General features: G+C 73.7%; 22 protein-coding genes and 2 pseudogenes. 13 read left to right on the forward strand and 11 right to left on the reverse strand.

The annotated features are described in order from the left end of the window. Positions 1 to 158 precede the first annotated feature (158 nt). The 4 genes from AC0682_RS10640 to AC0682_RS10655 all read right to left on the reverse strand — a co-directional run bounded on the left by AC0682_RS10640 (position 159) and on the right by AC0682_RS10655 (position 4,373). Positions 159 to 941: a maleylpyruvate isomerase family mycothiol-dependent enzyme gene (locus tag AC0682_RS10640; protein ID WP_478532208.1), complete on the reverse strand. Its 783-nt coding sequence runs from the start codon at positions 939 to 941 to the stop codon at positions 159 to 161. A 79-nt stretch (positions 942 to 1,020) separates the two neighbouring features. Further along, the gene (locus AC0682_RS10645; protein WP_254812648.1) at positions 1,021 to 2,094 is read right to left on the reverse strand and encodes a prenyltransferase/squalene oxidase repeat-containing protein; all 1,074 of its coding nucleotides are present in this window, start codon (positions 2,092 to 2,094) and stop codon (positions 1,021 to 1,023) included. Beyond that, positions 2,091 to 2,822, reverse strand: a complete 732-nt coding sequence (locus tag AC0682_RS10650) for a class I SAM-dependent methyltransferase (RefSeq protein WP_030584022.1) — start codon at positions 2,820 to 2,822, stop codon at positions 2,091 to 2,093. Before AC0682_RS10650 ends, AC0682_RS10645 begins: the two co-directional genes overlap by 4 nt. A gap of 228 nt (positions 2,823 to 3,050) precedes the next feature. Beyond that, entirely contained in the window at positions 3,051 to 4,373 is a 1,323-nt protein-coding gene (locus tag AC0682_RS10655; RefSeq protein ID WP_478532210.1) for a glycosyltransferase family 4 protein, read from the reverse strand. A gap of 314 nt (positions 4,374 to 4,687) precedes the next feature. On the opposite strand from AC0682_RS10655, the gene AC0682_RS10660 reads away from it, so the two are divergent. Both AC0682_RS10660 and AC0682_RS10665 read left to right on the forward strand, forming a co-directional pair. Beyond that, positions 4,688 to 5,323 (forward strand): TetR family transcriptional regulator, encoded by a 636-nt coding sequence (locus tag AC0682_RS10660; protein ID WP_478532211.1) that lies wholly within the window; start codon positions 4,688 to 4,690, stop codon positions 5,321 to 5,323. A 202-nt stretch (positions 5,324 to 5,525) separates the two neighbouring features. Beyond that, positions 5,526 to 5,861 carry a hypothetical protein gene (locus AC0682_RS10665; RefSeq protein WP_478532213.1) on the forward strand — a complete coding sequence of 112 codons (336 nt, stop codon included), beginning with the start codon at positions 5,526 to 5,528 and terminating at the stop codon, positions 5,859 to 5,861. Here the strand turns inward: AC0682_RS10665 and AC0682_RS10670 are convergent. From AC0682_RS10670 to AC0682_RS10680, 3 genes are all read right to left on the reverse strand, one after another. After that, complete coding sequence (locus tag AC0682_RS10670) at positions 5,791 to 6,561, reverse strand: 4'-phosphopantetheinyl transferase family protein (RefSeq protein WP_478532324.1); 771 nt, start codon at positions 6,559 to 6,561, stop codon at positions 5,791 to 5,793. The two genes, AC0682_RS10665 and AC0682_RS10670, sit on opposite strands and share 71 nt — an antisense overlap. A gap of 37 nt (positions 6,562 to 6,598) precedes the next feature. Continuing rightward, positions 6,599 to 6,850 carry an acyl carrier protein gene (locus AC0682_RS10675; protein ID WP_478532214.1) on the reverse strand — a complete coding sequence of 84 codons (252 nt, stop codon included), beginning with the start codon at positions 6,848 to 6,850 and terminating at the stop codon, positions 6,599 to 6,601. A 76-nt stretch (positions 6,851 to 6,926) separates the two neighbouring features. Next, positions 6,927 to 7,784 (reverse strand): class-II aminoacyl-tRNA synthetase family protein, encoded by an 858-nt coding sequence (locus tag AC0682_RS10680; RefSeq protein WP_478532215.1) that lies wholly within the window; start codon positions 7,782 to 7,784, stop codon positions 6,927 to 6,929. A gap of 430 nt (positions 7,785 to 8,214) precedes the next feature. Here AC0682_RS10680 and AC0682_RS10685 point away from each other — a divergent pair, with 430 nt between their 5' ends. From AC0682_RS10685 to AC0682_RS10700, 4 genes are read left to right on the forward strand one after another with little or no spacing between them, the layout of a single operon-like run. Continuing rightward, entirely contained in the window at positions 8,215 to 9,303 is a 1,089-nt protein-coding gene (locus tag AC0682_RS10685) for a phytanoyl-CoA dioxygenase family protein (protein ID WP_478532217.1), read from the forward strand. After that, the gene (locus tag AC0682_RS10690; protein ID WP_478532219.1) at positions 9,285 to 10,595 is read left to right on the forward strand and encodes a DUF6271 family protein; all 1,311 of its coding nucleotides are present in this window, start codon (positions 9,285 to 9,287) and stop codon (positions 10,593 to 10,595) included. The genes AC0682_RS10685 and AC0682_RS10690 overlap by 19 nt, the downstream gene beginning before the upstream one ends. Continuing rightward, a complete protein-coding gene (locus AC0682_RS10695; RefSeq protein WP_478532221.1) occupies positions 10,592 to 12,421 on the forward strand; it encodes a condensation domain-containing protein in 1,830 nt (609 codons plus the stop codon). The genes AC0682_RS10690 and AC0682_RS10695 overlap by 4 nt, the downstream gene beginning before the upstream one ends. 1 nt (position 12,422) lies before the next feature. Then, complete coding sequence (locus tag AC0682_RS10700; protein ID WP_478532222.1) at positions 12,423 to 13,700, forward strand: MFS transporter; 1,278 nt, start codon at positions 12,423 to 12,425, stop codon at positions 13,698 to 13,700. Between the two features lie 102 nt (positions 13,701 to 13,802). Here AC0682_RS10700 and AC0682_RS10705 read toward each other — a convergent pair. Next, positions 13,803 to 13,979, reverse strand: a pseudogene (locus tag AC0682_RS10705) (ferredoxin); the annotation flags it as partial. Between AC0682_RS10705 and AC0682_RS10710 the strand changes: the two are divergent. From AC0682_RS10710 to AC0682_RS10735, 6 genes and pseudogenes are all read left to right on the forward strand, one after another. Further along, a pseudogene (locus tag AC0682_RS10710) lies at positions 13,980 to 14,247 on the forward strand (MBL fold metallo-hydrolase); the annotation flags it as partial. 335 nt (positions 14,248 to 14,582) lie between these two features. Beyond that, positions 14,583 to 15,839: a prenyltransferase/squalene oxidase repeat-containing protein gene (locus tag AC0682_RS10715; protein WP_478532223.1), complete on the forward strand. Its 1,257-nt coding sequence runs from the start codon at positions 14,583 to 14,585 to the stop codon at positions 15,837 to 15,839. Further along, positions 15,836 to 16,573, forward strand: coding sequence for an SCO2322 family protein (locus AC0682_RS10720; RefSeq protein ID WP_478532225.1), 738 nt, complete (start codon positions 15,836 to 15,838; stop codon positions 16,571 to 16,573). The genes AC0682_RS10715 and AC0682_RS10720 overlap by 4 nt, the downstream gene beginning before the upstream one ends. Continuing rightward, positions 16,570 to 17,739 (forward strand): energy-coupling factor transporter transmembrane component T, encoded by a 1,170-nt coding sequence (locus tag AC0682_RS10725; RefSeq protein ID WP_478532226.1) that lies wholly within the window; start codon positions 16,570 to 16,572, stop codon positions 17,737 to 17,739. Before AC0682_RS10720 ends, AC0682_RS10725 begins: the two co-directional genes overlap by 4 nt. After that, positions 17,736 to 19,445, forward strand: a complete 1,710-nt coding sequence (locus tag AC0682_RS10730) for an ABC transporter ATP-binding protein (protein WP_478532227.1) — start codon at positions 17,736 to 17,738, stop codon at positions 19,443 to 19,445. The genes AC0682_RS10725 and AC0682_RS10730 overlap by 4 nt, the downstream gene beginning before the upstream one ends. Positions 19,446 to 19,506: 61 nt before the next feature. After that, complete coding sequence (locus AC0682_RS10735; RefSeq protein WP_478532229.1) at positions 19,507 to 20,352, forward strand: ECF transporter S component; 846 nt, start codon at positions 19,507 to 19,509, stop codon at positions 20,350 to 20,352. Positions 20,353 to 20,508: 156 nt separating this feature from the next. On the opposite strand, the gene AC0682_RS10740 is transcribed toward AC0682_RS10735, so the two are convergent. Further along, complete coding sequence (locus AC0682_RS10740) at positions 20,509 to 22,719, reverse strand: bifunctional glycosyltransferase 87/phosphatase PAP2 family protein (RefSeq protein ID WP_478532230.1); 2,211 nt, start codon at positions 22,717 to 22,719, stop codon at positions 20,509 to 20,511. 128 nt (positions 22,720 to 22,847) lie between these two features. Next, a complete protein-coding gene (locus AC0682_RS10745; RefSeq protein WP_478532231.1) occupies positions 22,848 to 24,011 on the reverse strand; it encodes a serpin family protein in 1,164 nt (387 codons plus the stop codon). A 52-nt stretch (positions 24,012 to 24,063) separates the two neighbouring features. Here AC0682_RS10745 and AC0682_RS10750 point away from each other — a divergent pair, with 52 nt between their 5' ends. Continuing rightward, positions 24,064 to 24,561 carry a GNAT family N-acetyltransferase gene (locus tag AC0682_RS10750; RefSeq protein ID WP_478532232.1) on the forward strand — a complete coding sequence of 166 codons (498 nt, stop codon included), beginning with the start codon at positions 24,064 to 24,066 and terminating at the stop codon, positions 24,559 to 24,561. 36 nt (positions 24,562 to 24,597) lie between these two features. Here the strand turns inward: AC0682_RS10750 and AC0682_RS10755 are convergent, their stop codons facing one another. After that, positions 24,598 to 26,772, reverse strand: coding sequence for an MDR family MFS transporter (locus tag AC0682_RS10755; RefSeq protein WP_478532233.1), 2,175 nt, complete (start codon positions 26,770 to 26,772; stop codon positions 24,598 to 24,600). Between the last annotated feature and the right edge of the window lie 22 nt (positions 26,773 to 26,794).

The following is a 26,794-nucleotide window of genomic DNA, read 5'->3' on the forward strand; positions in this document are numbered from 1 at the left end:
ACCCCCCCCCCCCCCCCCCCCCCCCCCCCCCCCCCCCCCCCCCCCCCCCCCCCCCCCCCCCCCCCCCTTCCCCCCCCCCCCCGCCGCCGTACAGTCCACCGACCCGCACACGCCGCGGGTCCGGGCAGAGCCGAACACCTGAGTCCGGCCGGTCGGGCTCACCCGAACGACGACCGCTCCAGCCAGAAGTCCAGCAGCTCCGCGTCACCGAGCACCTCGACCCGGTCGCTCGTCGGCGCCAGGCGGCGGTTGAAGACCAGCATCAGGTCGGTGAGGGACCCGCGCAGGGCGACCGTCGCCTTCGCGTGGTCGTGCCGCCAGGTGAAGCGGTCCTCGCCGAGCTCGATCAGCCACTCCGCCCCGGGTACGTCGGTGGCGTGCAGATGCAACGAGCGGTCGCCTCCGCGCAGTTCGTTCGCCTCCGGGTCGTCGCCCTGCTCCTGGACGAAGGAGACGATCCGCAGCCACTCCTCGATCGTGTCGGCGGCCACCTCGGCGTCGACCGTGTACGGAACGCGCGCGGCGAGCGCCGCGTCCGCCCGGTGGACCACCGTCTCGTGCGTCATGCGCCGTGCCCAGAACGCCGTGCTCCGCTCCCACGCCCAGCTCCACACCTCGGTGTGCGGCCCCGCCTCCCGCAGCGCGGCGACGGTGGCGGCCGCCCCCTCGGCGAGCCAGGCGTCCAGCGCCCCCGGGGCGTCGGTGTCCGGCCCTCCGATCCCCGGCACCTTCTCCTCGGGGACGTCCTCGGTGGCCCGCCCACGGACGATCTCCCCGACCCAGCGGTGCGCGCCACCGACATGCACGGCGAGCTGCCGCAGGTTCCAGTCGGGGCAGGAGGGGACGGTCGCGGCCAGGTCCGCACCCTTCAGCGTGGCGCGGAGGGCGTCGGTCTGGGCCAGGATCTCGTCGCAGTAACGGTCGTAAGGAAGAAGCGTCATACGGGGAGCCTAACCGCGGTGCCAGAACACGCTCATCCGATTTCCGCGGCGGCCACCCGCCCGCCTCGCCCCTGAACCCTCAGCGGCAGCAGTCCGGTTCCAGGCCGACCGGGAGCCGTTCGCCTCCGAAGACCGCGGTGGTCGCCTCGTCCCCTCCGAGCGCGGCCACCGCGAGCAGCAGGGAACCCGCCGTCCAGGTGGTCAGCTCCTCGGGCCAGAAGGCCTTGTTGCCCTCGAAGACGTACCCCGTCCAGTACAGCCCGCCCTCGGCGCGCAGATGCTGGATCGACTGGAGGATCTCCAGGGCCCGGTCCGACTCGCCCGTCGCCCAGAGGGCCAGGGCGAGTTCGCAGCTCTCGCCGCCGGTGACCCAGGGGTTGGGCAGCACGCACCGCACCCCGAGGCCGGGGACGACGAAGCGGTCCCAGCCCTCCTGGATGCGGGCGGTGGCCTCGGGCCCGGTGATCGCGCCGCCGAGGACCGGGTAGTACCAGTCCATCGAGTACCGGTTCTTGTCGAGGAAGCGCTCGGGGTGGTTGCGGATCGCGTGGGCCAGCGCCCCGGTCGCCAACTCCCAGTCGGGCTGCGGCTCTTCGCGCAGCTCCGCGATGGCGAGCGCACAGCGCAGCGCCTGGTGGATCGAGGAGGATCCGGTCAGCAGGGCGTCGTTCACCGGCGTGCCGTCGGCCTCCCGCTTCCAGCCGATCTGCCCGCCGGGCTGCTGGAGCCGGAGCACGAACTCGACCGCCGCGTAGACCGTCGGCCACATCCGGTCGACGAACGCGTCGTCGCCGGTGGCGAGGTAGTGGTGCCAGACGCCGACGGCCACGTACGCGCAGAAGTTGGTCTCGCGGCTGCGGTCGGTGGGCCGCTCCGGGTCGCCGTCGTGGTAGGCCGCGTACCAGGAGCCGTCGCCGTTCTGGTGGCGGGCCAGCCAGGCGTAGGCGCGCTCGGCCGCCGCGTGCTCTCCGGCCGCGTCCAGCGCCATCGCGGCCTCGGTGTGGTCCCACGGGTCGAGGTGGTGGCCCCGGAACCAGGGCAGCGCCCCGTCCTCGCACTGGACGGCGAGCAGGGCCCGGACCGTCTCGGCGGCCTCGGCCGCGGTCAGGACCCCGGGAAGGACCAGGTGCTCGGTCTGTTCGGGAGTACTCACGCCTCGGCCTTCGGAAGGTGCGGCTTGGTGGCGTACGCGACGAAGCTCTTGCCGACGACCGGGTTGAGCAGCTGCTCCGCGACCCGGGTGGCGAGCGGCTTCTTCATGATGTCCCAGACCAGCAGCTTGTGGTACGCCCGCACCGGCAGGGCCTTGTCGTTGTCCACGCCGAAGGCGCACTTCAGCCACCAGTACGGCGAGTGCAGGGCGTGGGCGTGGTGGGTGCCGTACGGCTTGAGTCCGGCCTCGCGGATGCGCGCGAGGAGCTGGTCGGCCTTGTAGATGCGGATGTGGCCGCCCTCGACCTCGTGGTAGGCGTCGGAGAGGGTCCAGCAGATCTTCTCGGGGCCGTAGCGCGGGACGGTGATGGCGATCCGGCCGCCCGGCCGCAGGACCCGGACCATCTCCGCGAGGACGCCCTTGTCGTCCGGGATGTGCTCCATGACCTCGGAGATGATCACGACGTCGAAGGAGTCGTCGGGGAAGGGCAGGTTGAGGGCGTCGCCCTCCATCGCGGTGGCGGTGGCGCCCTCGGGGGCCTCACCGGCCTCCTTCATCGCGGCGAACCACTTGGCGACCTCGCGGATCTCCTCACCGTTCTGGTCGAGGGCGACGACCTGCGCACCGCGCCGGTAGCACTCGAAGGCGTGCCGGCCGGCACCGCAGCCCAGGTCGAGCACTCGGTCGCCGGCGGCGAGCGGGAAGCGGGTGAAGTCGACGGTCAGCACGAGGGCCTGCCTTCGAGGTCGGAGGTACGGGTTTCGGGGGTACGGGTTCAGCGGAGCGGGGTGCGGATCACGAGATCCGGGGTGCGGATCACGGGATCCACGTCACAGGGTCCGGGTCACGGGTTCCGGCGAACGGGACCTCCGTCACCAGCGGATGCGACCCGGTCACCCTCGGGTGCGACCCGGTCATCCCCGGGTGCGGCCCGGTCACCCGCGAGGACGGCGCACTCACCTGCGGACTCCGGCTCCGCGGGCGGCGATCGCCCGACGGTACAGCTCGGCCGTTCCGGCGGCCGCCCGGGCCCAGGTGAAGTTGGCGAGCACCCGCTCACGCCCCGCCGCGCCGAGCCGGGCACGCAGCTCCGGATCGGCCAGCAGCCGGGCGAGCGCCCCGGCCAGCGCGTCCGCGTCCCCGGGGGGCACGGCGAGGCAGGTCTCCCCGTCGCGGCCGGAGACCTCGGGGATCGCACCCCCGGTGGTGGCCACGAGCGGCGTACCGGTGGCCATCGCCTCGGCGGCGGGCAGCGAGAACCCCTCGTAGAGCGAGGGCACACAGGAGACCTGGGCACTGCGCACGAGGTCGACCAGCTCGGCGTCGCTGATGCCCTTGACGAACTCGACCGCGTCCGCCAGCCCGTGCCGCTCGATGGCCCGGGCGACCGGCCCGTCCTCGGCCCGCTTGCCGACGACGACGAGGTGGGCGTCGGGGTTCTCCGTACGGAGCTTGGCGAGGGCGTCGACCAGGTGGACGAGCCCCTTGAGGGGGACGTCGGCGCTGGAGGTGGTGACGATGCGGCCCGGCACCTCGGCCACGGAGGGGTCGGGCGACCACAGCTCGGTGTCGGCGCCGATGTGGACGACGCTGATCCGGTCCGCGCGTACGCCGAGGTCCTCGACGATCTCGTCGCGGGAGGAGCCGGAGACGGTGAGCACGGTGTCCAGCTTGCGGGCGACCCGCTTCTGCATCCGGGTGAAGGCGTACCAGCGGCGTACGGAGGCGCGCCGACGGCGGCTGGTGGCGGCGGCCAGGTCGAGCCGGCGGTCCACGGTGATCGGGTGGTGAATCGTCGTCACGAGCGGGGCCCCGAGGTCTCCGAGGAGCCCGTAACCGAGGGTCTGGTTGTCGTGGACGACGTCGAACTCACCGCGCCGGGACCGGAGGTGGCGGCGGGCGCGGAGGCTGAAGGTGAGCGGTTCGGGGAAGCCGCCGGTCCACATGGTGGCGACCTCGGCGAGGTCGACCCAGTCCCGGTACTCGCCCCACTTCGGCGTACGGAACGGATCCGGCTGCCGGTACAGATCCAGGCTGGGCAGTTCGGTGAGCGGAACGCCTTCGTCCAGCACGGGGTAGGGCTGCGCGCCGATCACCTCGACGCTGTGCCCGAGCCGGGCGAGCTCACGCCCGAGGTGGCGGACGTACACCCCTTGCCCGCCGCAGAACGGGTTGCCCTTGTACGTGAGGAGCGCGATACGCAACGGCCGGTCGCCGGCCCCGGCGGAGGAGCTGCTGTCGCCCGTGCGGGGGCCCGTCTCTATGGCCTCAGCGGTCACACTCGGCCCCCTTCTGGCTGCGTGTTCGCCGGAGCGTAACCGGTCGCGCTAATCTAGAACAAGTTCCAGACTTGCCCCTTCCACGTGCATCGAATCTACCGGCAGGTAGCGACGGCGTGACGGCCGGATCAGGTGATTCGCGCCACGGCGGACGCCCTGGCATGCTGTGCGCGCCCCGCCGCACGCGCCCGGTCCACCGTTCCGTCAGGAGGGCGCGGGATCAGAGATTCCGGGGCGCGGATCAGAGGATTCCGGGGCGCGGGATCAGAGATGATGCACGGATCGACCACTCACGGATCGCGGATGGGGACAGCATGACCGCGGACGCCAGACCGGCAGCGCCTGTGCCGACGGAACGCACGGAGTCTCCGCTGACCGAGCGGCAGGAGGCCCGTCGCCGCCGCATCCTGCACGCCAGCGCCCGGCTCGCCGGCCGGGGCGGTTTCGAGGCGGTGCAGATGCGGGAGGTGGCGGAGGCGGCGGGGGTCGCGCTCGGCACGCTCTACCGCTACTTCCCCTCCAAGATCCATCTGCTGGTCGCCACCATGCAGGACCAGCTCCAGCACCTGCACACCACGCTGCGCAAGCGCCCGCCGGCCGGGGACGACGCGGCCCAGCGGGTCGCGGAGACCCTGATGCGCGCCTTCCGCGCCCTCCAGCGCGAACCGCACCTGGCCGACGCCATGGTCCGCGCCCTGACCTTCGCCGACCGCAGCGTGAGCCCGGAGGTGGACACCGTCTCCCGCCTGACGACGGCGATCATCCTGGACGCGATGGGCCTGGAACACCCGACGCCGGAGCAGCTCTCGGCGGTGCGGGTGATCGAGCACACCTGGCACTCGGCGCTGATCACCTGGCTGTCGGGGCGGGCGTCGATCGCCCAGGTCAAGATCGATATCGAGACGGTCTGCCGCCTGATCGACCTGACGGCGGAGCCGGGCCGGGCCTGAGAGCCCGAGGCTTCGCATGTGAGACCCCGGGGCCCGTACGGCGGATCGTGATCACGCCGCGCGCGTCCGGCAGCGGAGCGGGACGAAGACTGCCCGACCCCGGCATGGTCGGCCATGACCGGGTCCGGCGATGATGGAGGCATCTTCGGGCCGGTCGTCACGCGCGACTCGGGCCTCTTCCAGCTCAGGGCGGGGCGACGGCATGGCATGGGTAGTAGGGGCGAACGCGCTGCTGGGGCTCCTGGCCATCACGCTGGGAACGGTCGGGATCCGGACGGGGTGGGTCCTGCCCACGGCCCGCCGCCACGTCACCAGGCCCCGGCTCCACGGACTCGGCGCCCTCTTCATAGGCGCCTCCCTCCTCCTGCGGAGCCTCGTCTACTTCCGGATCCTGCCCGACCTTCCCTGGGATGTCACCTTCTTCGGCGGGAGCGCCCTGCTACTCGGCGGAATGCTCCTGATGGCTCTCAGCCAGCTGCTGCCGCTCCGCCGCAGCCCGCATCACACCCGCTCTTCAGAGCTGTCGACCACCCGGTAGCTCGTTCCCGGGCAGTTGACGCCGAAGGGCGCGGGCGAGCGCCACGGGTCTGTTCAGCGAGGTCCGGGCAGGGGCCGGGCCCCGGCACACGAACGCGGCCGGCCGGCCCGGTGGCCAGAGCCACCACCGCCCGGCGGTGGTGGTCCGTCCACTCGGTCAGTTCCAGGTCATCCCGGCCCGCCTTGAGGAGGGCTTCCCGGCGGACCCACAGCCGCAGCAGTGCCGGGCCGGGCTCGGGCTCGGCGAGGGCCGACGCCGCCTCGGCCCCGGACAGCATGCGACGGAGTACGGAAAGGGAGCCGGGCCGACGGGCCAGCGGCTCGACGTCGATCCCGACCGGCCCGGTCGCGACGGCCGCCGCGACCAGCCCGTCGGCATGGCTGTAACTGGCGCCCACGCCCGGGTACCCGGGCAGATACGGACGCCCGTGACCGGCCCCCCGGCAGGTGGGGCAGAGCTGGGCCGGCTCCACCTCGCGGGGTGGGCGCCCGGTGAACCGGGCGGCCCCCAGCCGCAGCAGCAGCCGGGCCGCCACCACGTCGTCGCGACGGCCGGGGATCCTGATCCCCGCCAGCCGCCGCCGCTCCCACGGGGCGAGCATGGACACATGGAGGTCCGGGTGGGCCAGCACCTCCGCGGTGGTGGCCACCAGCACCACGGGGGGCGCGGGCGGCGGGGCGGTTGCGGAGGGCCCGGACACGGAGGGCCGGGCAGGAGGGCGGATCACCGGCCCGTGCTCACCCGGCCGGCACTTCCGCCGGCTCGGAGGAGTTCAGGAACCGCTCCCGGACACGTGCGAGGGTGCGGAAGTCGTCGATGGTGACCTCCTGGAGGTCGATGGTGCTGCCCGAGATCTCCTCCAGGAGATCGATGAACTCCAGGAAGTCCATCGAGTCGATGAGACGCGCCTCGATGAGATCCTCCTCGAAGCCGATCGCGCCGTCGAGGCCGGGGTTCTTCTCGTGGAGCCACGCTACGACTTGTTCCATGGTCGGCATCGTTCCTCTTGTCGTTCGGGGGACTGCCGGAGACCGGCGGCAGGAAGCCGGAATCCGCGTGAAGGGGTCAGGAGGCGGCGGCCCGGAGCCGGTCCAGGGCGTGCTCGGCGGAGCCGTGGGCGAGGATCATCGCGTGCACCCAGCGCTCCACGCCGAACGCGACACAGGAGCTGTACGCGGGCCCGTGGGAACCGGCGTGGATGCCGAGCCGCTCGCCGAAGAAGTTGCGGTGCCGGTTGACGGAGGCGATGGCCGTGCCGTCGGGGGCGCTGTACTCGAACTTCACCGGGTCGAGCGCCATCAGACGCGCCCGCGATCCCCCGTTGTCGTAGAACGGGTCGTCGGCCGCCGCCCGGGTCAGCGTCAGCCCGAGCCGCCCCGCGACCTCCTGGACGAACTCGCCCCCGCGCTCCTGGTGCTCGGCCGCTCCCTCCTTGCTGCCGAGGTAGAGCACCTCGCGCATGTGGAAGCCCCACAGGCGGCGCAGGCCGTCGTAGTGCGTCTCGTTGCGGAAGCAACGGCCGACCGCCGAGACGCGCACCCCGCCCTCGCCCACATCCTGGCCCTCCAGCGAGAGCAGCAGCCCGTAGCAGGTGGCGGACGGGAGCAGATGTCCGGTGGGCACCAGGGGAAGGTCCTGCGGTGCACCGCCGGAAGCCAGGCCGTCGAGCGCCTCCGGGCCGAACCGTCCGGCGGACACCCCGAGGTGTGGGAAGTTGCGGAAGAAGTCCAGCCGGGCCAAGCCCTCGACGGAGAGCAGGGGCGGCCCCAGAACCTCGGGGGCGGACAGCCGCGCGGCCAGGCCCGACAGCAGCTCGTCCAGCCCTCTCAGCAGTGCGGTACGGACCGGGTCCAGTGCGATCAGCCCGGCGCCGGGACTCTTCAGCTCGATGCCGGGAAGGGCCGTGATGCTGGATGCGTTCATCGAACCGCGTCTCTCTCGGTGTGGGCATGCGCCCGGATCGACCGGCGGGCCCGCGGAGGGCGTCATCGTTCCGGCAACGCCGCCGGGCGTGGCCGTCACCGACCGGAGGGCAGGCACGAGACGGCATGACGACCCGTCATGAATCCGTCCGCACTCTTGGACAGTAGGCCCGCTGATCACATGTTGTCTAGACCAAAAATGACGAACAGCGAGCATCGGCCTCCTGGCGCCCCGGGGTGGAAAGCGACCGCATATCCGCATATTGGCGCGGCACTTGACACTCACAGCGGTCTGGACCAATCCTGCTGAGCGACGTGGTCACAACGCCGTTCACCACGACGCAGCCATCTGCCCGTGCCGATCGCGGCCGGCCCCGTCCGAACGGGGCGCCGCCCGGACCCGGCCGAGAGAAGGACCTGCCATCAACCTCGTGACGACTCCCGCCCCTCGGCGCCGGCCCCGCCTGCACCGCGCCGCGTCCGACCTCCCGTACTTCAGCGCGGACGGCGAGTCCTACCTGGCCCAGACCACCCTGCGCGAGCTGGAGAAGTCGCGGCCGCTCCGGGTGCTCTCCGAGGAGGACTTCGCCCACTGGCAGACCTACGGCTACGTCATCGTCCGGGAGGCCATTCCCGCTTCCCACGCCCGCCGGCTGCTCGACTTCACCTGGGACTTCCAGGGCCTGGACCCCGAACGGCCGGAGAGCTGGTACGAGGAGAGGCCACTGCGCTCCGAGCTGGACCAGCAGCTGCTGATCTACGGATTCGTGGAGGCCTACCACCACCAACTCCTCTGGGACAACAGGCAGTCACAGCGGGTGTACGACGCGTTCGTCGACGTCTGGGACTGCGAGGAGCTGTGGGTCACGCTGGACCGGCTCAACCTCAACCCGCCCAACCGGGGCATCCGGGACCGCGCGCTGATCGAGCCCACCGACCGGGGCTTCGACATCGAGCTGCACTGGGACATCGACACCACCCTGGGTGTGCCACCGCAGCGGGTGCAGGGCATCATCGCGCTCAACGACACCCGGCCTGAGACCGGCGGCTTCCAGTGCTGCCCGGAGCTGTTCCGGCGGTTCGAGACCTGGAAGGCCGGCCAGCCCGCCGACCGCGACCCGCTGCGCCCCGCCATCGACCGGGACGAACTCCCCGTCGTGCGGCCGGATCTGCGCCCCGGCGACCTGCTCATCTGGAACGGCCTGCTCGCCCACGGCGTGGCCCGCAACCTCTCCGAGAGCGGGGTGCGGGCCGTGCAGTACCTGTCGATGATGCCCGCCCTGGAGGAACATGAGCGGCTGTGCAGGTCCCGGGTGGAGTCCTGGCGCCATCTGCGCACCCCGCGCTGGAACCGCACCCTGGTCGGCGACCCGGTGCTGCCCGAGGCCAAGCGCTACCCCACGGCCGAGCTGAACCCGCTGGGCCGCCGCTTGCTGGGGCTCGCCTCCTGGCAGGACCCGGTCGAGGACCCGGCACCCGCCGCACAGAGCGGGGAGCCCTCGTGCGCCGCGTCTGCCTGACCCTGCCCACCCATCGGGAGTGCGCCGCCACCATCGCGGCGGTCGCGGACGAAGCGGCTTACGGGGCGAGGGAGTTCGATGCCGATGTCGTCCTCCTTGTGCTGGACTCCTCCCCCGCCCCGGTGTTCGCCGGGCACCGGAAGGCCGTCGCCGCCCTGCCTCCGGCACCCGGTGTGAGCGTCCACCACCTGGACGAGGACGGGCAGCGCGGCTTCCTGCGCGAGGTGATCGGCCGGTCCGCGGCCACCGAGCCGGACCGGCTGCTGGAGCTGATGCTGCCCTCCCGGGTCTCCTACGGCGCCTGCACCAACCGGGCGTTCCTCATCGCCCAGGCCCTCCGCTGCACCTCCGTGCACCGCCGCGACTCCGACAGCCGCTACCAGTCCTTCGGCGGGGAGCCCGTCTTCCCCCTCCACCAGGAACTCACCTTCCTGGGCCGACGCGCCGACGAGGTACGGGAGTCGGCGACGCGCAGCAGGATCGCGCCGGGCTCCGGGGACCGCCCGGTGGCGGCGGTCGGCGGCTCCTTCGTGGGAGAGATGTCGGTGGACATCGCGGAGATCCGCCGCCGAGACCCGGACACCTACCGCGAGCTGGTCGGTCTCTCGATCCCCGACGACTGCCCCGCGATCTGGCGCGGCCATCTGGTCGATGAGGCCTTCCGGGGGGCCGGGGACGCCTCCTTCGACGGCGACCGCACCACCCTCGCGCCCTTCAGTCCGACGCGCGTGGACATGTGCAACATCGCCCTGGACCACGAGGTCTACCGCCGGGTGCCGCTGCCGCCCGCCACCGACACCATCGGCACCGACTACTTCCTGCTCGACCTGGTCCACGACGCCCGCCTGCCCGGCGTGCGGCACAACCGGCACATCGTCAACTTCCACACGGAGGAACGACGTACGGACGCGGGCTTCCTCGCCTACCAGCTGCGCTTCGCCAGGTTCCTGCTGGCGAAGTCGTACCTCAACGCCGTGCACGCCCGGACGTCGGCGGCCGGTGACGCGCTGCTCGACGAGGAGGGGCGGCTGCGGACCTCCATGGTGACGGAGGTCGTACGGGACAGCCTCGCGCGGGGACCGGAGGAGAACGCCCCCCGCCTCGAAACGGTCGAACGCGCCTACCGGCGCCTGGGCGGCCGGTACGTCGAGGTCGCCGACGCCCTCGCCGCCCGCCGCGCCCCCCTCCTGGCCGAGGTCCGGGACGACATGGCCGGCTTCGCGCTCCTGCTGGACCACTGGCAGGCACTGGCCCGCGCCGGCGCCGACACGGGTCTGGCCGTGAGCCGATGAACTCCGCTGCCCCCGAGGACGCCTTGCACCCGATCCCCCCGCGTACCGTCACCGTCTCCTACGCAGGCGGCGTGGAGCGCCGCGGTCCTGTCACCATGGGCCAGGCCAACATGATCCGCTGCATCCTGCGGGACGACCCCACCCACATCAACAACCACGACGTGTGGCCCCTGCCCGAGGGCACCGCCCTGGACCCGGTGATCGCCGCCCTGCGCACGCTGACCCTGCGGTACGAAGGGCTGCGCACCACGTTCCCGCACACCCCGGGCACCGCGCCCGTGGAGCAGATCGTGGCGGCCGAGGGCACGTTCACCGTGAGCGTCCTCGACCACCGCGAACTCCCCGGCGAGCCGATGCGGTACGCCGAGTCGGTGGCACGCGCCGCACGGGCCGGGCGCTTCGCCCTGGAGCACGAGTTCCCGCTGCGGATCACTCTGCTCACCGTCGGCGGTATGCCCGTGTACGCCGCCCTGGCGTGCAGCCACGCCGTGACGGACGGCAGCGCGATGGCCGTCCTGCGGGAGGAGTTCCTCGATCTGCTGGCGGGCAAGGAGCTGCCGGATCCGGTCTCCCTCGACCCGGTCGACCTGGCCGCCGTCGAGGCCTCCCCGGCCGGGCTGCGGAAGTCGCAGGCGTCCCTGCGGTACTGGGAGCGGATCATCGGCACCGGGCCGCAGGAGATGTTCGCCGAGCCGCGCGGCAGGGGCGCGGGGGCGGACGACCGGGCCCGGCAGCTGACACTCCGCTCCCGCCGGGGCGCGCGGGCACTCGCCGAGGCGTCCCGGCGCACCGGGAACCCGGAGGCCACCGTGCTGCTGGCGGCCTGGTGCGCCCTGGTGGCCCACCGGGCGGGCCAGGACGCGTGCGTCACCGCCGTCCCGACCTCCAACCGGTTCCACCCCAGGGTCGCCCGCTCGGTGACCACCGCGGCCCAGGACGCGCTGCTCTGCCTGGACGTACGAGTGCCGTCCTTCGACGCTCTGGTCTCCAGGACGTGGGGGGCGGTGCTCAACGCCTACCGGCACAGCCAGTTCGACTCCGTGCGCCTGTGGGAGATGATCGGCCGGGTCACCACCGAGCGCGGCAGCCACTTCGGGCGGGATGTGGTCTTCAACGACGTGAGCGCACTGCCCGCCTCGCTCCTGGCCGCCGCCCCGCAGGACCGGGACGACGCCGAGCTGGAGCTCTCGTGGGGCCCGGACCAGGCACTGCCGACCCGGCTGCTCGCCTTCACGTACCGGACGTTCCCCCAGCTCCACATGTCCTTGTGGGCCGACCCCGCCCTCTTCACCCCCCAGGAGGCGGAAGGCTTCCTCTCCGGTCTGGTCCTGCTGTTGGAGGCAGCCGCCGCCGGGGACCTGCCGATGGACTCGCTGACCGGGGTGACCGGGGTCCGTCCCGCCGAACGCGGACCCGGCTGGCTCCGGGTGGACGGCTGCTGGGTGTCGCCCGCGGCCGTGGCCCGCACCCTCAGCCGGGCGACGGGCGGACTGCCGGTCCACGTGGCCGTGGAGGACCGGCCGCACGGGACGGACACCCCGGGACCGGACGGCGCGGGGCGCGACCCGGAGGTGGACGGCACGATTCGCGACACGGGCGGCGCGGAACCGCGTCTCACGGCGTACATCGCCCGCGGTGACACCCACCTGACGCCCGCCGACGTCCACCGGGCGCTGGCCGCCCTCATTCCCACCGCCGGTTCGGGCGTCCTGGCGCCCCGCCGCTACGTCCTCGTCACGGCCCCGCCGGCCGACCCGGACCGGAGCGACGCCTGGCGTCAGCTGAAGACCATCGAGGAAGGGACCGGCCGAAGCCGGCAGGTGTGACATGAGCGTCGACGACACGACCCTCCAGCAGAGGCCCGAGCCGCTGCCCAGCCCTTGGCGGTCGGGCAGGTTCCAACTGTTCTTCACGGCCCGCAGCGCGTCGCTGCTGGCCGACGGCATGCTGATGGTCTCCCTCACCACCGCTGTGCTGGGAGCGGGCCACGGAGCGAGCGGCGTCGGCTACGCGCTGGCCGCGTGGATGACCCCGATCGTCCTGCTGGTGCTGTTCGGCGGGGTACTGGCCGACCGGTTCACCCCTCAGCTGATGATGATCTGCGCCGACCTGGTGCGGATGCTGGCCATGATCACACTCGCCGCGCTGCTCTTCTCCTCGGACCGTGTCCCGCTGTGGCAGATCATGGCGCTGATGGCGCTCAGCGGGGCAGCGACCGCGATGTTCCAGCCCGGTATGGCGAGCATGGTTCCCCGGGTCGCCGAGGACATCCAGAAGGCCAACGCACTGCTGCGGATCTCAGAGGCCCTGAGCGCCCTGCTGGGCCCGGGGCTGGCCGGCCTCCTCGTCGCGTACTGGCACGTGTCGGGTTCGTACCTCGTCATCGCGGCCGCCTACGCGCTCAGCGCGGTGGTACTGCTGCCGCTGCGGAAGCTGCGCACCGAGCGGGACGAGGGCGACGCCCCGATGTGGCGCAGGCTCGCGGCGGGCTGGCAGGAGTTCCGCTCCCGGCAGTGGCTCTGGGGCGTCATCGCCGTCTGGTCCGTCTACGGACTGTTCGTCTTCGGCCCCTCGCTGCCACTGGGCGCCGCGCTGATGATCGAGCAGCACGGGGCGAGCGGCTACGGCTGGATCGCCTCCGCCGACGGGGCCGGCACGATCATCGGCGGCCTGGTCGGGATGCGGGTCCGTCCGAGGCGCCCCCTCGTAGCGGGCGCCCTGGCCATGCTCTGCTTCGCGCTCAACCCCCTGGCCCCGGCGCTGGAATGGTCCTTCGCCGCCACCGTCGTCGCCCATGTCATCGCGGGTTACGGCTTCGCCTTCTGGGGGGTGATGTGGGCGACGAGCGTCCAGTCGCACATCCCGCTCACGGTCCTGAGCCGCGTCTCCGCCTACGACGTGGCCGGCTCCATCATGGTCATCCCGCTCGGCCGCGCCCTGGCGGGACCAGCCGCCGAGAGGTTCGGCGCGAACGAGGTGCTGATCTTCTCCTCGGTGGTGTCGTGCCTCCTCCTGGCCGTCATGCTCAGCGTCCCGGCCATCCGTGCGCTGCGGCGTGCGCCGGAGGGCACGGCCAGGAAGGTGGAGGGCGAACCGGCGGTCTGACGCGTACCACCGGGGCACGGCGTTCCGGTGGTACGCGGCTCGGGGCGTCGGCAGCGCGCCGGCGCCCTGCGGCCTCCGGAGCCGTTCGGGCGGGCGTCCCTGCTCCTCCGGCGGGAACACCGCCTCCCCCGTCCCCGTCGGCGTCAGCGTGATCGCCTCCACCGGACAGCCCTCCGCCGCCGCGAGAAGCTGTTCACCGGCGTCGCGGTCCCCGGTCAGGGGACGGGACCGGCGAGCGGCGTCCAGGTGGAAGGTGTTCGGGGCGTGGCTGACGCACAGGCCGGAGCCGACGCGGGCGGGCGCCTACGGGAGCCGCCGGACCACCACGAGGAGCGGCTGACCCGGGCTGCTCGCCCTGCCGGCCACCCCGTGCACCCCGTGGCAGCCGGCCGGGCGGATGGTGTGGAACCGGCCCTGGGAGCAGATCCCGCACGGTTCGCGGTCGATCGCCGTGTCGGAGGCCGAGTCCCACCTGCGCCGACTGGTGAAGCTCGGGCGCGCGGAAACGGTGGGCGGCAGCGACCCGGTCACGTACATCGCCACCTGAGCCGTACCCCGCCCGCACGACACATGCCACGACGCGAGCGGCCCGCCGCCCCGGGGAGGGACCCTGCGGACCGGTAGAGTGGGCAGGTCGTCATCATGCCCGTACAGGGGGAAGCCGGTACCGGTCCGACGCCCGCCCCGGCCGTGCGCCGTCCCTCCGGCGGCAGCAGCCGGAACGCCCTGTCCGCGGAGCGTGAGCGGCCAGGGGCAGTGTGACCACGGCCCCAGGGCCACCGGAACCCCGGTGGCCGGCACCGTCGAGGCAGTACGGGGCCGGAGCCCGGTGCCGTCGTGCGCCCGGGTGAGCCGGTCCCCGCAGGAGAGGCACAGCCCGCCATGACCGTACGCCGCAGCGCAGCCGCGCTCGCGACCACCGCCGTTCTGCTGGCCGCGGCCGCACCCGTCGCGTCCGCCGCGCCGAGTCCCTCCCCGTCGGCCGAGCTGCCGAGCGGGCTGTACGGGACCACGGACCCCACCTACGACGGGGTGTGGCGGCAGTCGCTGGCCTTCCTCGCCCAGAGGATCGAGCACGTCACCCCGTCGCCGCAGGCCGTGACCTGGCTGCTGGAGCAGCAGTGCGACAGCGGCGCGTTCACCTCGTTCCGGGACGCCTCCCAGCCGTGCGACGCGTCGACGGTGATGGACACCAACGCCACGGCCGCCGCCGTCCAGGCCCTCGCCGCGCTGGGCGGACAGCGTGAGGCCGCCGACAACGGGGCCGACTGGCTGAAGTCCGTCCAGAACGAGGACGGCGGCTGGGGGTACAACCCGGGCAGCCCCAGCGACGCCAACTCCACCGCCGTCGTGATCGGCGCCCTCGCCCGGACGAACGTGCCGGTCGCCGAGCTGACCACCGCCGACGGCTCCACCCCCTACACCGCGCTCCAGTCCCTGGCCATCCCGTGCGGGAAGAAGGACGGCGGCGCCTTCGCCTACCAGCCCGGCAAGAAGGGCGAGCTGGTCGCCAACAACGACGCCTCGGCCGCCGCCGTGCTCGGCCTGCTCGGCAAGGGGATGGCCGTCGGGAACTCCAACGCGGTGAAGGACCCCGTCTGCCGCGAGGGCGACGACCTCACCCCCGAGGAGAGCGCGCAGAACGGCGCCCACTACCTCGCCGCCACCCTGGCCGCCTCCCCCTACCTGGAGCAGCCCCCGATGCCGGGCGCCGAGGAGAGCGAGCCGCAGCCCGACTTCGGGAACACGGCGGACGCGGTCCTCGCCCTCGCCGCCTCCGGCCACAAGGACAAGGCCGCCGCCTCCGTGGAGTGGCTGGAGCAGAACTCCAAGGCCTGGGCGCAGCAGGGCGGGCCCGCCGCCACCGCGCAGCTGATCCTCGCCGCGCACGCCACCGGCGCCGACGCCCGCAGCTTCGGCGGGGTCGACCTGGTCCAGCAGCTCAACGCGACCGGTCCCGCGCCCGCCGCGACCTCCGCTCCCCCCTCGTCCGAGCCGACCGGCGGCCAGTCCTCCGACAGCGTGAAGAGCGACGACGAGGGCGGCCCCGGCCTGTGGTGGCTGATCGGCGTCGGCCTGCTCTTCGGCGCGGGCATCGGCTTCCTGCTCAGCATGCGCCGGAAGAAGCAGCAGCCGTGAGACGTACGGAATCCGGGACACCGGCCGTGAGGCGTCCGTACGTCCTCCCGCCGCTCCGGAACTCCGTCGGCGCGCTGCTCGTCGCCCTGCTCGCCGCCTCGGCCGTCCTGCTGGGCGCCGGGAGCGCCCAGGCCGCCGGGTACCGCTACTGGTCCTTCTGGGAGGGCAGCGGCACGAGCTGGGCGTACGCCACCCAGGGGCCCGCGCTGGTCCGCCCCGACGACGGTACGGTCCAGGGCTTCCGGTTCGCCGTCAGCGAGGACTCCTCCGACGCGGACCAGCCGCGCCACGCCCCCGACTTCGGGGCGATCTGCGCGGACACCCCGGCGAAGGACGGGACCAAGCGGGTGGCCCTGGTGATCGACCCCGGTACGCCCGAGGACGCCCCGGACGGCGAGCGGCCGCCCGCACTGCGCACCGCCTGCGCCCAGGTGGCGCCGGACGCCAGCAGCGCGGAGGCGCTGGCTTCGGTGGCGAAGCCGCTGCGGTACGACAGCAGCGCGATGATCTGCGCCATCTCGGGCTACCCGAAGGCGGGCTGCGGCGAGCAGGTGTCGGGCGACGGAGACGGCGGCAGGAAGGACAGCGGCCGTGCGGAGCCGTCCGCACCGTCGAGCGCGGACGGTGACGACGACAGCAGTGGCGGCGGTCCCTCCGCCGGGCTCCTCGTCGGCATCGCGGCCGTCCTGCTGCTGGGTGCCGCCGCCGTGTTCCAGGCCCGCCACCGCCGATGACGTACGCCCCGGGCACGCCCCGGCTGCTCCGGCGTGCCCTGCACGCGCCCGAGGCGAGCCGGTCCAACGCGCTGCCCGCCGGGGCGTGGTGGCTCTGGGCGCTGGGGCTGGCCACCGCCGCCTCCCGGACCACCAACCCGCTGCTGCTCGGCCTGCTGGTCGGGGTGGCCGGGTATGTGGTGGCGGCCCGGCGCACGGACGCGCCCTGGGCCCGCTCCTACGGGGCGTTCATCAAGCTCGGGCTCTTCGTCGTGGCGCTGCGGCTGCTCTTCTCCGCCTTCCTGGGCTCGCAGATCCCCGGCTCGCACACCGCGTTCACGCTCCCCGAAGTGCCCCTGCCCGACTGGGCGCAGGGGGTGCGGATCGGTGGCCGGGTCACGGTGGAGCAGCTGGTCTTCTCGCTCTACGACGGGATGAAGCTGGCCACCCTGCTGATCTGCGTCGGCGCGGCGAACTCGCTCGCCAACCCGGCCCGGCTGCTGAAGTCGCTGCCCGGCGCGCTGTACGAAGTGGGGGTCGCCGTCGTCGTCGCGATGACGTTCGCCCCGAACATGGTCGCCGATGTGGTCCGGCTGCGGACCGCGCGGCGGCTGCGGGGACGGCCGACCGGTGGGGTGAAGGCGGTCGCGCAGATCGGACTGCCGGTGCTGGAGGGGGCGTTGGAACGGTCGGTGGCGGTGGCCGCGTCGATGGACGCGCGCGGTTACGGGCGTACCGCCCAGGTGCCGCCCGCCGTCCGGCTCACCACCGACGTGCTCACGCTCGGCGGTCTGCTCGGGGTGTGCGCGGGGACGTACGGTCTGCTGGCCGCGCAGGGCGCCGGGTACGGGCTGCCGGTGCTGCTGGCGGGGCTCCTCGCCGCGATGGCCGGGCTGCGGCTGGGCGGGCGGCGCTCGGTGCGCACCCGCTACCGCCCGGACCGGTGGGGTGCACGGGCCTGGCTGGTGGCGGGGTCGGGTGCGGTGGTGGCGGCCGTGATGATCTGGGCGGGCTCGGTCGATCCGGAGGCGCTGCACCCCGGTGTCGTCCCGCTGACAGCGCCCGAGTTGCCGCTGTGGCCGGCGGCGGCGGTGCTGGTCGGGCTGGTGCCCGCGCTGGTCGCCCCCGTACCGCCTCCGGTACGCGGCCCCGATGCACACGACCGTAGCGGCAAGGAGCAGGCGTGATCAGGTTCGAGCGGGTCTCCGTACGGTACGACGGGACGGACCGGCCCACCCTGTCCGGCGTCGACCTCACGGTGCCGGAGGGGGAGTTGGTGCTGCTCGTCGGCCCGTCGGGGGTCGGCAAGTCGACGTTGCTGGGGACGGTCTGCGGGCTCGTCCCGCACTTCACGGGCGGGGTGCTGAGCGGCCGCGTCACCGTGGGCGGGCGCGACACCCGCACCCACAAGCCGCGTGAACTGGCCGATCTGGTGGGCACGGTGGGACAGGACCCGCTGGCCCACTTCGTCACGGACACGGTCGAGGACGAACTCGCTTACGGCATGGAGTCGTTGGGCCTGGCACCGGACGTGATGCGGCGTCGGGTGGAGGAGACGCTCGATCTGCTGGGCCTGGCCGAGTTGCGTGACCGGCCGATCGCGACCCTCTCGGGCGGCCAGCAGCAGCGGGTGGCGATCGGTTCGGTGCTCACCCCGCACCCCAGGGTGCTGGTCCTCGACGAGCCGACGTCCGCGCTGGACCCGGCGGCGGCCGAGGAGGTCCTCGCCGTACTGCAACGGCTGGTGCACGACCTCGGGACGACCGTGCTGATGGCCGAGCACCGGTTGGAGCGGGTCGTGCAGTACGCGGACCAGGTCGTCCTGCTGCCCGCGCCGGGGGCCGCCCCGGTGCTGGGCCCGCCCGCCGAGATCATGAAGGTGTCGCCCGTCCGGCCGCCGGTCGCGGAGCTGGGGCTGCTGGCGGGCTGGGACCCGCTGCCGCTCTCGGTACGCGACGCCCGGCGCGGGGCCGGTGGCCTGCGGGCCCGCCTGGCGGAGGCCGCGCCGCCCGCACCCCCGGAGCCGTCCGGAAGTGTGCCCCTGGCGCCCGGGCCCGTGTCGGGCGGGCCGCGCCCGGGACGGATCGCCCGTCTGCTGGGCCGCACGAGGGCCGCGGAGGCACCGGCGGCCGACCCCGTCACCCGGGTCGATGCGCTGAGTGTGCGGCGCGGGCGGATCGAGGCGCTGCGGCGGGTCACGCTCACCGTGGCGCCGGGCGAGACCGTGGCGCTGATGGGCCGCAACGGGGCAGGCAAGTCCACGCTGCTGGGCGCCCTCGTCGGCATGGTCGAGCCCACCTCCGGCTCGGTCCGCGTGGGCGGCCTGGCTCCCGCCCGTACCGATCCGCGTGCCATGATCCGGCGGGTCGGCCTGGTCCCGCAGGAGCCGCGCGACCTGCTGTACGCGGACACGGTGGCCGCCGAGTGCGCCGCCGCCGACCGGGACGCGGGCGCGGCGGAGGGCACCTGCCGGGCCCTGGTCTCCGAGCTGCTGCCGGGGGTCGGGGACGCCACGCACCCCCGCGACCTCTCCGAGGGGCAGCGGCTCGCCCTGGCCCTCGCCCTGGTGCTGACGGCCCGCCCGCCGCTGCTGCTGCTGGACGAGCCGACCCGGGGCCTGGACTACGCGGCGAAGGGGCGGCTCGTCGGTGTGCTGCGCTCGCTGGCGGCCGAAGGGCACGCCATCGTCCTGGCCACGCACGATGTGGAACTGGCGGCGGAGCTGGCCCACCGGGTGGTGATCCTCGCCGAAGGGGAGGTCGTCGCGGACGGCCCGACCGGCCGGGTGGTGGTCTCCTCCCCCGCCTTCGCCCCGCAGACCGCGAAGATCCTCGCCCCGCGGGAGTGGCTGACCGTCTCCCAGGTGCGCGCGGCGCTGGAGGCGGGCGCGTGAGCGGAGGCGGAGCGGGCGTACGGGACCGGGCTCCCCGGCCCGTGCGGCAGAGGACGGGCCGATGAGCGACGCGACAGCGGTACAGGAGCGGGTACGGGCTCCCCGGCCCGTGCGGCTCGGGCCGAAGTCGGTGGCCGCGCTGGTGCTGGTCAGCGCGGTCGGGGTGGTCGCCTTCGGGTGGCCGCTGCTGGCCGGAGCCGGCTCCGGGCTGGCCCACGCCCAGGACGCGCCGTGGCTGTTCGCCGCACTGCTGCCGCTGCTGGTCGCGGTGGTCGTGGCGACCATCTCGGAGTCCGGCATGGACGCCAAGGCCGTCGCGATGCTCGGCGTCCTGGCGGCGGTCGGGGCGGCGCTGCGCCCGCTGGGGGCGGGCACAGCGGGCCTGGAGCCGATGTTCTTCCTGATGGTGCTGAGCGGCCGGGTGCTGGGGCCCGGCTTCGGTTTCGTGCTCGGTTCCGTGACGATGTTCGCCTCCGCCCTGCTCACGGGCGGGGTGGGACCGTGGATGCCGTTCCAGATGCTCTCGATGGGCTGGTTCACGATGGGCGCGGGGCTGCTGCCTGGCCCGGACCGGCTGCGCGGCAGGGCGGAGCTGGCGATGCTCGCGGTCTACGGGTCCGTGGCGGCGTTCGCGTACGGCACGGTCATGAACCTCTACGGCTGGACGATCATCCCCGGGCTGGCCTCGGGCATCTCGTTCGTCGCGGGCGACCCGCTCCACGAGAACCTGGTGCGCTTCCTCGCCTACTGCGCGGCCACCTCGCTCGGCTGGGACCTGGGCCGGGCGGTGCTCACGGTCGCGCTGACGCTGACGATCGGCCCGACGCTGCTGAAGGCGCTGCGCCGGGCGACCCGGCGGGCGGCGTTCGACGCGCGGGTGGGGTTCGAGGAGCCCCGTCACTCCTGAGGCCCCGGGGCTCCTGAGGAGCGGCGCCCACGAGTGGCGGAGCGTGCGCGGCGGGCGGACCATGAGGGGACGCGACGATCCACGCCGAAGGGGTGCCGGGGCGACGGCGAAAGCCGCCCCGGCACCCCTTCGGCCCGCTGCCCGCCGGTCACGCCGTCAGCTGCCGGTGCCCTGCCTGTTGCCTGCCGACGGCCCTCCGGTGCCGACGGCTTCGGCGCCTACGGGTTCGGGGCCGACCACTTCGGCGCGTACGGGTTCGGGGCCCGGGGCGGGCTCCGGTACGGGGTCCGGCGCCGCTTCCTTCTCCTCCGTCACCGGCTTCAGCTTCCGCGGGCCCGCCAGCAGATACGTCAGCCCGAAGCCCAGCGAGACGACCAGCGCGCCGCCGACCGCGTCCAGCACCCAGTGGTTGGCGGTCGCCACGATCGCGGCGACGGTGAAGAGCGGGTGGAGCAGACCGAGCGCCTTCATCCACAGCCTCGGCGCGAGGATCACGATGACCACCCCGCACCACAGCGACCAGCCGAAGTGCAGCGACGGCATCGCCGCGTACTGGTTGGTGACCCCCGTCAGCGTTCCGTAGTCGGGCTTCGCGAAGTCCTGGACCCCGTGGATGGTGTCGATGAAGCCGAGGCCGGGCATCAGCCGGGGCGGGGCCAGCGGGTAGAGCCAGAAGCCGACGAGCGCCAGCACGGTGGCGAAGCCGATGGAGGTGCGGGCCCACCGGTAGTCGGCGGGGCGGCGCGCGTACAGCACGCCGAGGATCGCCAGCGGGATGATGAAGTGGAAGGTGGAGTAGTAGTAGTCGAAGAACTCCCGCAGCCAGGTGATCTGGACGACCGTGTGGTTGACCCACAGCTCGATGTCGATGTGCAGCCACTGCTCGATGGCGTGGATCTGCCGGCCGTGCTCCTCGGCGAGGGGGCGGCCGGCGGTGGCGGCGAGGCGGACCTGTGCGTACGCGGAGTAGACGACGCGGATGAGCAGGAGTTCCAGCAGCAGGTTGGGGCGGTGGAGCACCCGGCGCCAGAACGGCAGGAGCGGCACGCGTCTCCATCGCGCCGCGACCGGTCGCGCGTAGTCCGTGGGGATCGGCCGCGCCCAGTACGGCGAGGTGCGGAGCAGGAACGGGGTGGCGCAGGCCGCGCCGAGCGCCGCGAGGAGCAGCGCGTTGTCCCGTACGGAGGTGACCGGGCCGACGTTCGGGAGCAGCATCTGGCCGGGGAGCGTGACCACGAGCACCACGACCGCCGGCCAGACCAGCCGGTCGGAGGCGCGCTTGCCGACCTTGCCGACGACGGCGAGGAGCACCCACAGGAGCTGGTGCTGCCAGGCGGTCGGGGAGACGGCCACGACGACGCACCCGGTCACGGCGACGGCCAGGAGCAGCTGCCCGTCCCGGGCGTAGCGGACCGCGCGGCGCACGCCGATGAACGCGACGGCGGCGGCGAGCACGAGGAAGAGGGCGATCTCGACCGGTCCTTCGAGGCCGAGCCGGAGCAGCGCGCCGTGCAGGGACTGGTTGGCGAGGCTGTCCGGCCGCTCACCGAGCCCGGCGCCCGCCCCGTGGTGGATCCAGTACGTCCACGAGTCCTTCGGCACGGCGGCCCAGGCGGCGGCCGTGCCGAGGGCGAAGGTCGCGAGCGAGGCTGCCGAGGCCCGCCGCCTGCCGGTCAGCCAGAGGAGGACGGCGAAGAGCAGGAGCGTCGGCTGCAGGGCGGCGGCCAGGCCGACGAGGACCCCCCGCAGCCGGTCGTCCCGGGCGGCGAACCAGGCGAGCAGCACCAGCAGGACCGGCAGGATGCTGGTCTGGCCGAGGTGGAGGGTGTTGCGGACCGGCAGCGACAGCATGAGCAGGGTGATGGCGACGGGGGCGGCGAGCAGCGCCGTACGCCGGCCGACCGGCTCGGGCAGGGCGCGGGCGGCGACGGCTCCGAGGGCGGCCACCAGGAGCAGGGAGCCGAAGGTCCAGGCGACGCCGAGGGACGCCTCAGCCGACGCGGTGAGCGGCTTCAGCACCAGTCCGGCGAAAGGGGTGCCGGTGAACCGGTCACCGTCGTAGAGCGAGCCGGTGCCGTGCAGGACGCCGTTCTCCCCGATCCAGGTCTCCAGATCGGTGAGCCGTTCCCCGGGCGGCTGCCGCAGCACCACCGCCATCTGCCGTATCCCGAGGACTGCCACGACCAGCCAGAGCACGACCCGGGTCAGCCGGGTCCTGCTCTCCACGTCCGCGACCGTGTCCGCCACCGCGTCCGTCACCGCGCCACCGCGCACCCTGTGATCCGCATTCGCCACGCTGCGCCGACCTTCCCACCCGTTCCGTCCCCGCCCCTTCCACTCGGGGCAGCGCAGGGTGAAGCCTCGCATTGCCCTACGAGGTAGACACAATCAACCCCCTCTTTGCCTGACGGTCACCGTGCTCAGGGCCGAAGGACGCCGGGGGCTACGGGAGCGGGGGCGCGGGGCGGGGCCTGTCCGACGGCCGCTGGGCGGGGTCAGGCCGGTGGGACCGGGCCGGGTCGGGGCGGGGCCGCCGGGGCGTCCGCCTGCCAGGCGGCGAAGAGCGGGACGTCACCGGCGGCGGGCAGGACGACGATGCCGAACGGCCGGTCGAAGGCGAGGTGCAGCAGCCGCGGCGGCGGGGCCGCCCCCGCGGCCCGCGGGGCGACCACCGTGACCGCCGCGGCCTCCACCCCCTCCTCGGCCACCTTCAGCACGGCTTCCTGGACGACGTCCGAGAGGGCGAGCGGCTCGGGCGAGAGGCCGGAGAAGTCCGCCGCGTCGGAGGTGGCCAGCCGCACGCCGAGCGCGGAGAGCTGTTCGGTGACGGTGATGCGGGTGCGGAGCGTGAGGCGGGGCAGTGTGACGGTCACCCGGTCCGCCTCCGGCCGGGCCCCGGCGTCCCGGTCCGCCCAGCCGGCCGGCAGCACCCGGGCCGCCCCCGCGCCCGGCTCGCCCAGGACGAACCTGACCCGGGCCCCGTCCGCACCGCCCTCCCCTCCGGTGCAGCGCAGCTCGACGACGTGACGGCCGTCCACCGCCCACACGTCGGCGAGCGGCACGTCCCGGGCCATGGTCGCCACCGGGCGGGTCGTCCCCGACGCGTCGGTGAACGGCAGGTCCCGGGTCCGCCGGATGTCGAACGGCTTCTCCCAGCGGGCCTTCAGCGCCAGGACGCCGACCAGGGCGAGCAGGGTGTCGTCGGTGATCACCAGGGGCAGCCGCTCGATCAGCCCGCCGGTCGCCCCGCGCACCCAGGCGTCGGCGGCCGCGGGGTCCGGTAGGTCGTCGAAGCGGACGTCCGGCAGCGCCTCGCGGTAGGCGGGCTCGACCGGCACCCGGGCCCACACCCGGGTCGCCACGCCCAGCGCACCGGTCAGCGCCAGCTCGCGGGCCGCCGCCGTCACGGCGGGGGCCGCTTCCCGGTCCGCCGTACCGAGCAGCGCCCGCAGCTCCTCGGCTGTCCCGCCGCGCGCCCCGGCGGCCACGGCGGCGAGCGCCAGCCACAGCCCGGCGGGCGAGCAGACGAAGCTGCCGCCGCCCGCCGCCGGGCCCCCGGTGGCCAGGGCGTCCCGTATCCAGCGGTGGGCGAGGCCCTGGACGGCCCGGGCCCTCGCCCCGGGGTGCCCGGGGCGGGTGTGGGTGGCGGGTCGGTTCACTGGTGCCCCCTGCGGCAAAATCGTGTCGCCCTAAGACGGGTGGAGAGCAAGAATGCCCCACGTGACCTGGACTGTGACCGCCGAACGCTACGACTCCCCCGACTCCACCGCGCTGCGCCGCGACTACTACGACGAGGTCGCGAGCCGCTACTGGCAGCGGCCCGCGACCGACGCGGAGATAGCCGAGGGGCTGACGGACGACGGCGCGGACCTGCTGCTGCCGCCGACGGGCCGGTTCGTGGTCGGCCGCCACGGGGACAGGGCCGCGGGCTGCGCGGGGCTGCTGCTGACGGAGGAGGCCCTGCCGGGCTCGGCGGAGCTGACGCGGGTGTACGTACGCCCCGAGTTCCGGGGGACGGGCGGCGGCGGGCTGCTGCTGGCCGCGATCGAGGAGGAGGCGCGGGCGCTCGGGGTGCGGCTGCTCCGGCTGGACACCCGTCTCGACCTGGTGGAGGCGCGCGGACTGTACGCGAAGCACGGCTACGGGGAGGTCCCGGCCTTCCACCGGCGCAACCCGTACGCGGAGGTCTGGTTCGCCAAGGAGCTGTGAGGGCCCGCGCCACGGGTGGCCCCGGTGGCCTCCGCGTCAGCGGTGATCGCCAGGGCCCCGCCGGCTTCCCCGCGTCCCGCGCTCCGGGCGGCCCGGCCGGTCGTCACGGTCCGAGCGGTCCGGACGGCTCCCGCGCCCCCGGCGGCCCGGGTGGTCGATGTCGTGGTGCCAGTCCGCCGCGTGGTCGCGCGGGGGCGCCGGCGTGTACGGGCGCTCCTTGCTCGACCCGCTGACCTCCGCCGTCAGCTCGGCCACGAGCTTGACCAGGTCCGTCGGCCGCTCCGGCCCCCACCAGTCGCCCAGCAGCTCCGCGAGGGAGTCCTCCCGGGCCTGGGAGAGCCGTACGACCGCTTCTCCCCCCGCGTCCGTGAGGATCATCTGGACGCCCTCGCGGCGGGCCAGTCCGCGCTCCTCCACCTGCCGGGCCGCCTCCGTGATGATGCGCAGCGGAACGGGCGCCACCTCGGCGAGCCGGGCGGGCTCGACGGTGCCGTGGCGCTTGATCCGCAGCAGCAGCCAGCTCGCGGCGGGCAGCAGGTCGTATCCGGCGCGCGCGGTGATCTTCTCGTAGATCTCCCGGCGCCCCTCCCGGGTGGCGAGCACCGACAGCGCGCGGGCGCACTCGTCGTACGAGGAACGCTCGACGGGGTTGGAGGCGAGCGTCTGGCTGGTGTCGGGGGCGGTGACCGAGCCCCTGAGCTTGTCCTCCCGCAGGAACCAGGCCAGCACGAAGGCGATGAGGACGACGGGTGCCGCGTACAGGAAGACGTCCGTGATGGAGGTGGAGTACGCGTCCAGGACGGTCGGGCGCAGGTCGGCCGGGAGCATCTGGATGGCCCGGGGGTCGGCCGCCAGCCGGTCGGCGTCGGCGCCGGGCGGCAGGGACCGGCCCGCGAGAGCGCTGTCGAGCTGACCGGTGAGCCGGTTGGTGAAGACCGTGCCGAAGATGGCCACGCCGAAGGAGGCTCCGATGGAACGGAAGAACGTGGCGCCGGAGGTGGCGACGCCGAGGTCCCGGTAGGAGACCGCGTTCTGCACGACGAGGACGAGGACCTGCATGACGAGGCCGAGCCCGGCGCCGAAGACGAAGAAGGAGAGGCTCATCTCCCAGGTGGAGCTGGCCGGGGTGAGCCGGTGGAGCAGGAGCAGGCCCACGGCGGTGAGGGCGGTGCCCGCGAGGGGGAAGACCTTCCAGCGGCCGGTGCGGCTGACGATCTGGCCGGAGCCGGTCGAGGTGAGCAGCAGACCGAGGACCATCGGCAGCATGTGCACGCCGGACATGGTCGGCGTGATGCCGTGGACCACCTGGAGGAAGGTGGGCAGATAGGTCATCGCGCCGAACATCGCGAAGCCGACGACGAAGCTGATGACGGCGACGAGGCTGAAGGTCCTGATCCGGAAGAGCTTCAGCGGCAGCACCGGTTCCACGGCCCGCCGCTCGACGGCGACGAACGCGACCAGCAGCACCACGGCCAGCACCGCGAGCACGATGATCTGCGCCGAAGCCCAGGCCCAGGTCGTACCGCCGAGGGAGGCCACGAGGATCAGACAGGTGGCGACGGAGGCGATGAGGAAGGTGCCGAGGTAGTCGATCGTGTGCTTCTCGCGGTGGACCGGGATGTGCAGCACGGCCGCGATGACGAGCAGCGCGACGATGCCGATCGGCAGGTTGATGTAGAAGACCCAGCGCCAGCTGAGGTGCTGGGTGAAGAACCCGCCGAGCAGCGGTCCGAGCACGCTCGTCGCGCCGAAGACGGCACCGAACAGCCCCTGGTACCTGCCGCGTTCGCGCGGGGCGACGAGGTCTCCGACGATCGCCATCGAGAGCACCATGAGCCCGCCGCCGCCGAGCCCCTGGAGAGCGCGGAAGCCGATGAGCTGGGGCATGTTCTGGGCCATGCCGCAGAGCGCGGAGCCGATCAGGAAGATGACGATCGCGGTCTGGAAGAGCTTCTTGCGGCCGTACTGGTCGCCGAGCTTGCCCCAGAGCGGTGTCGCCGCCGTCGCCGCCAGCAAGTAGGCGGTGACCACCCAGGACAGGTGGTCCATGCCGCCCAGCTCGCTGACGATGGTGGGCAGTGCCGTGGAGACGATGGTCTGATCGAGTGCCGCGAGCAGCATGCCGAGGAGCAGCGCGCCGATCGCCACCAGGACGGTCCGGCGGGGCCGCCCCTCGCCGGGGACCACGGGCGGGCTGAGCTGCTGGGCCATGGGCGTCTCCTCGATCCGCTGC

Source organism: Streptomyces sp. NPDC043746, assembly GCF_056436485.1.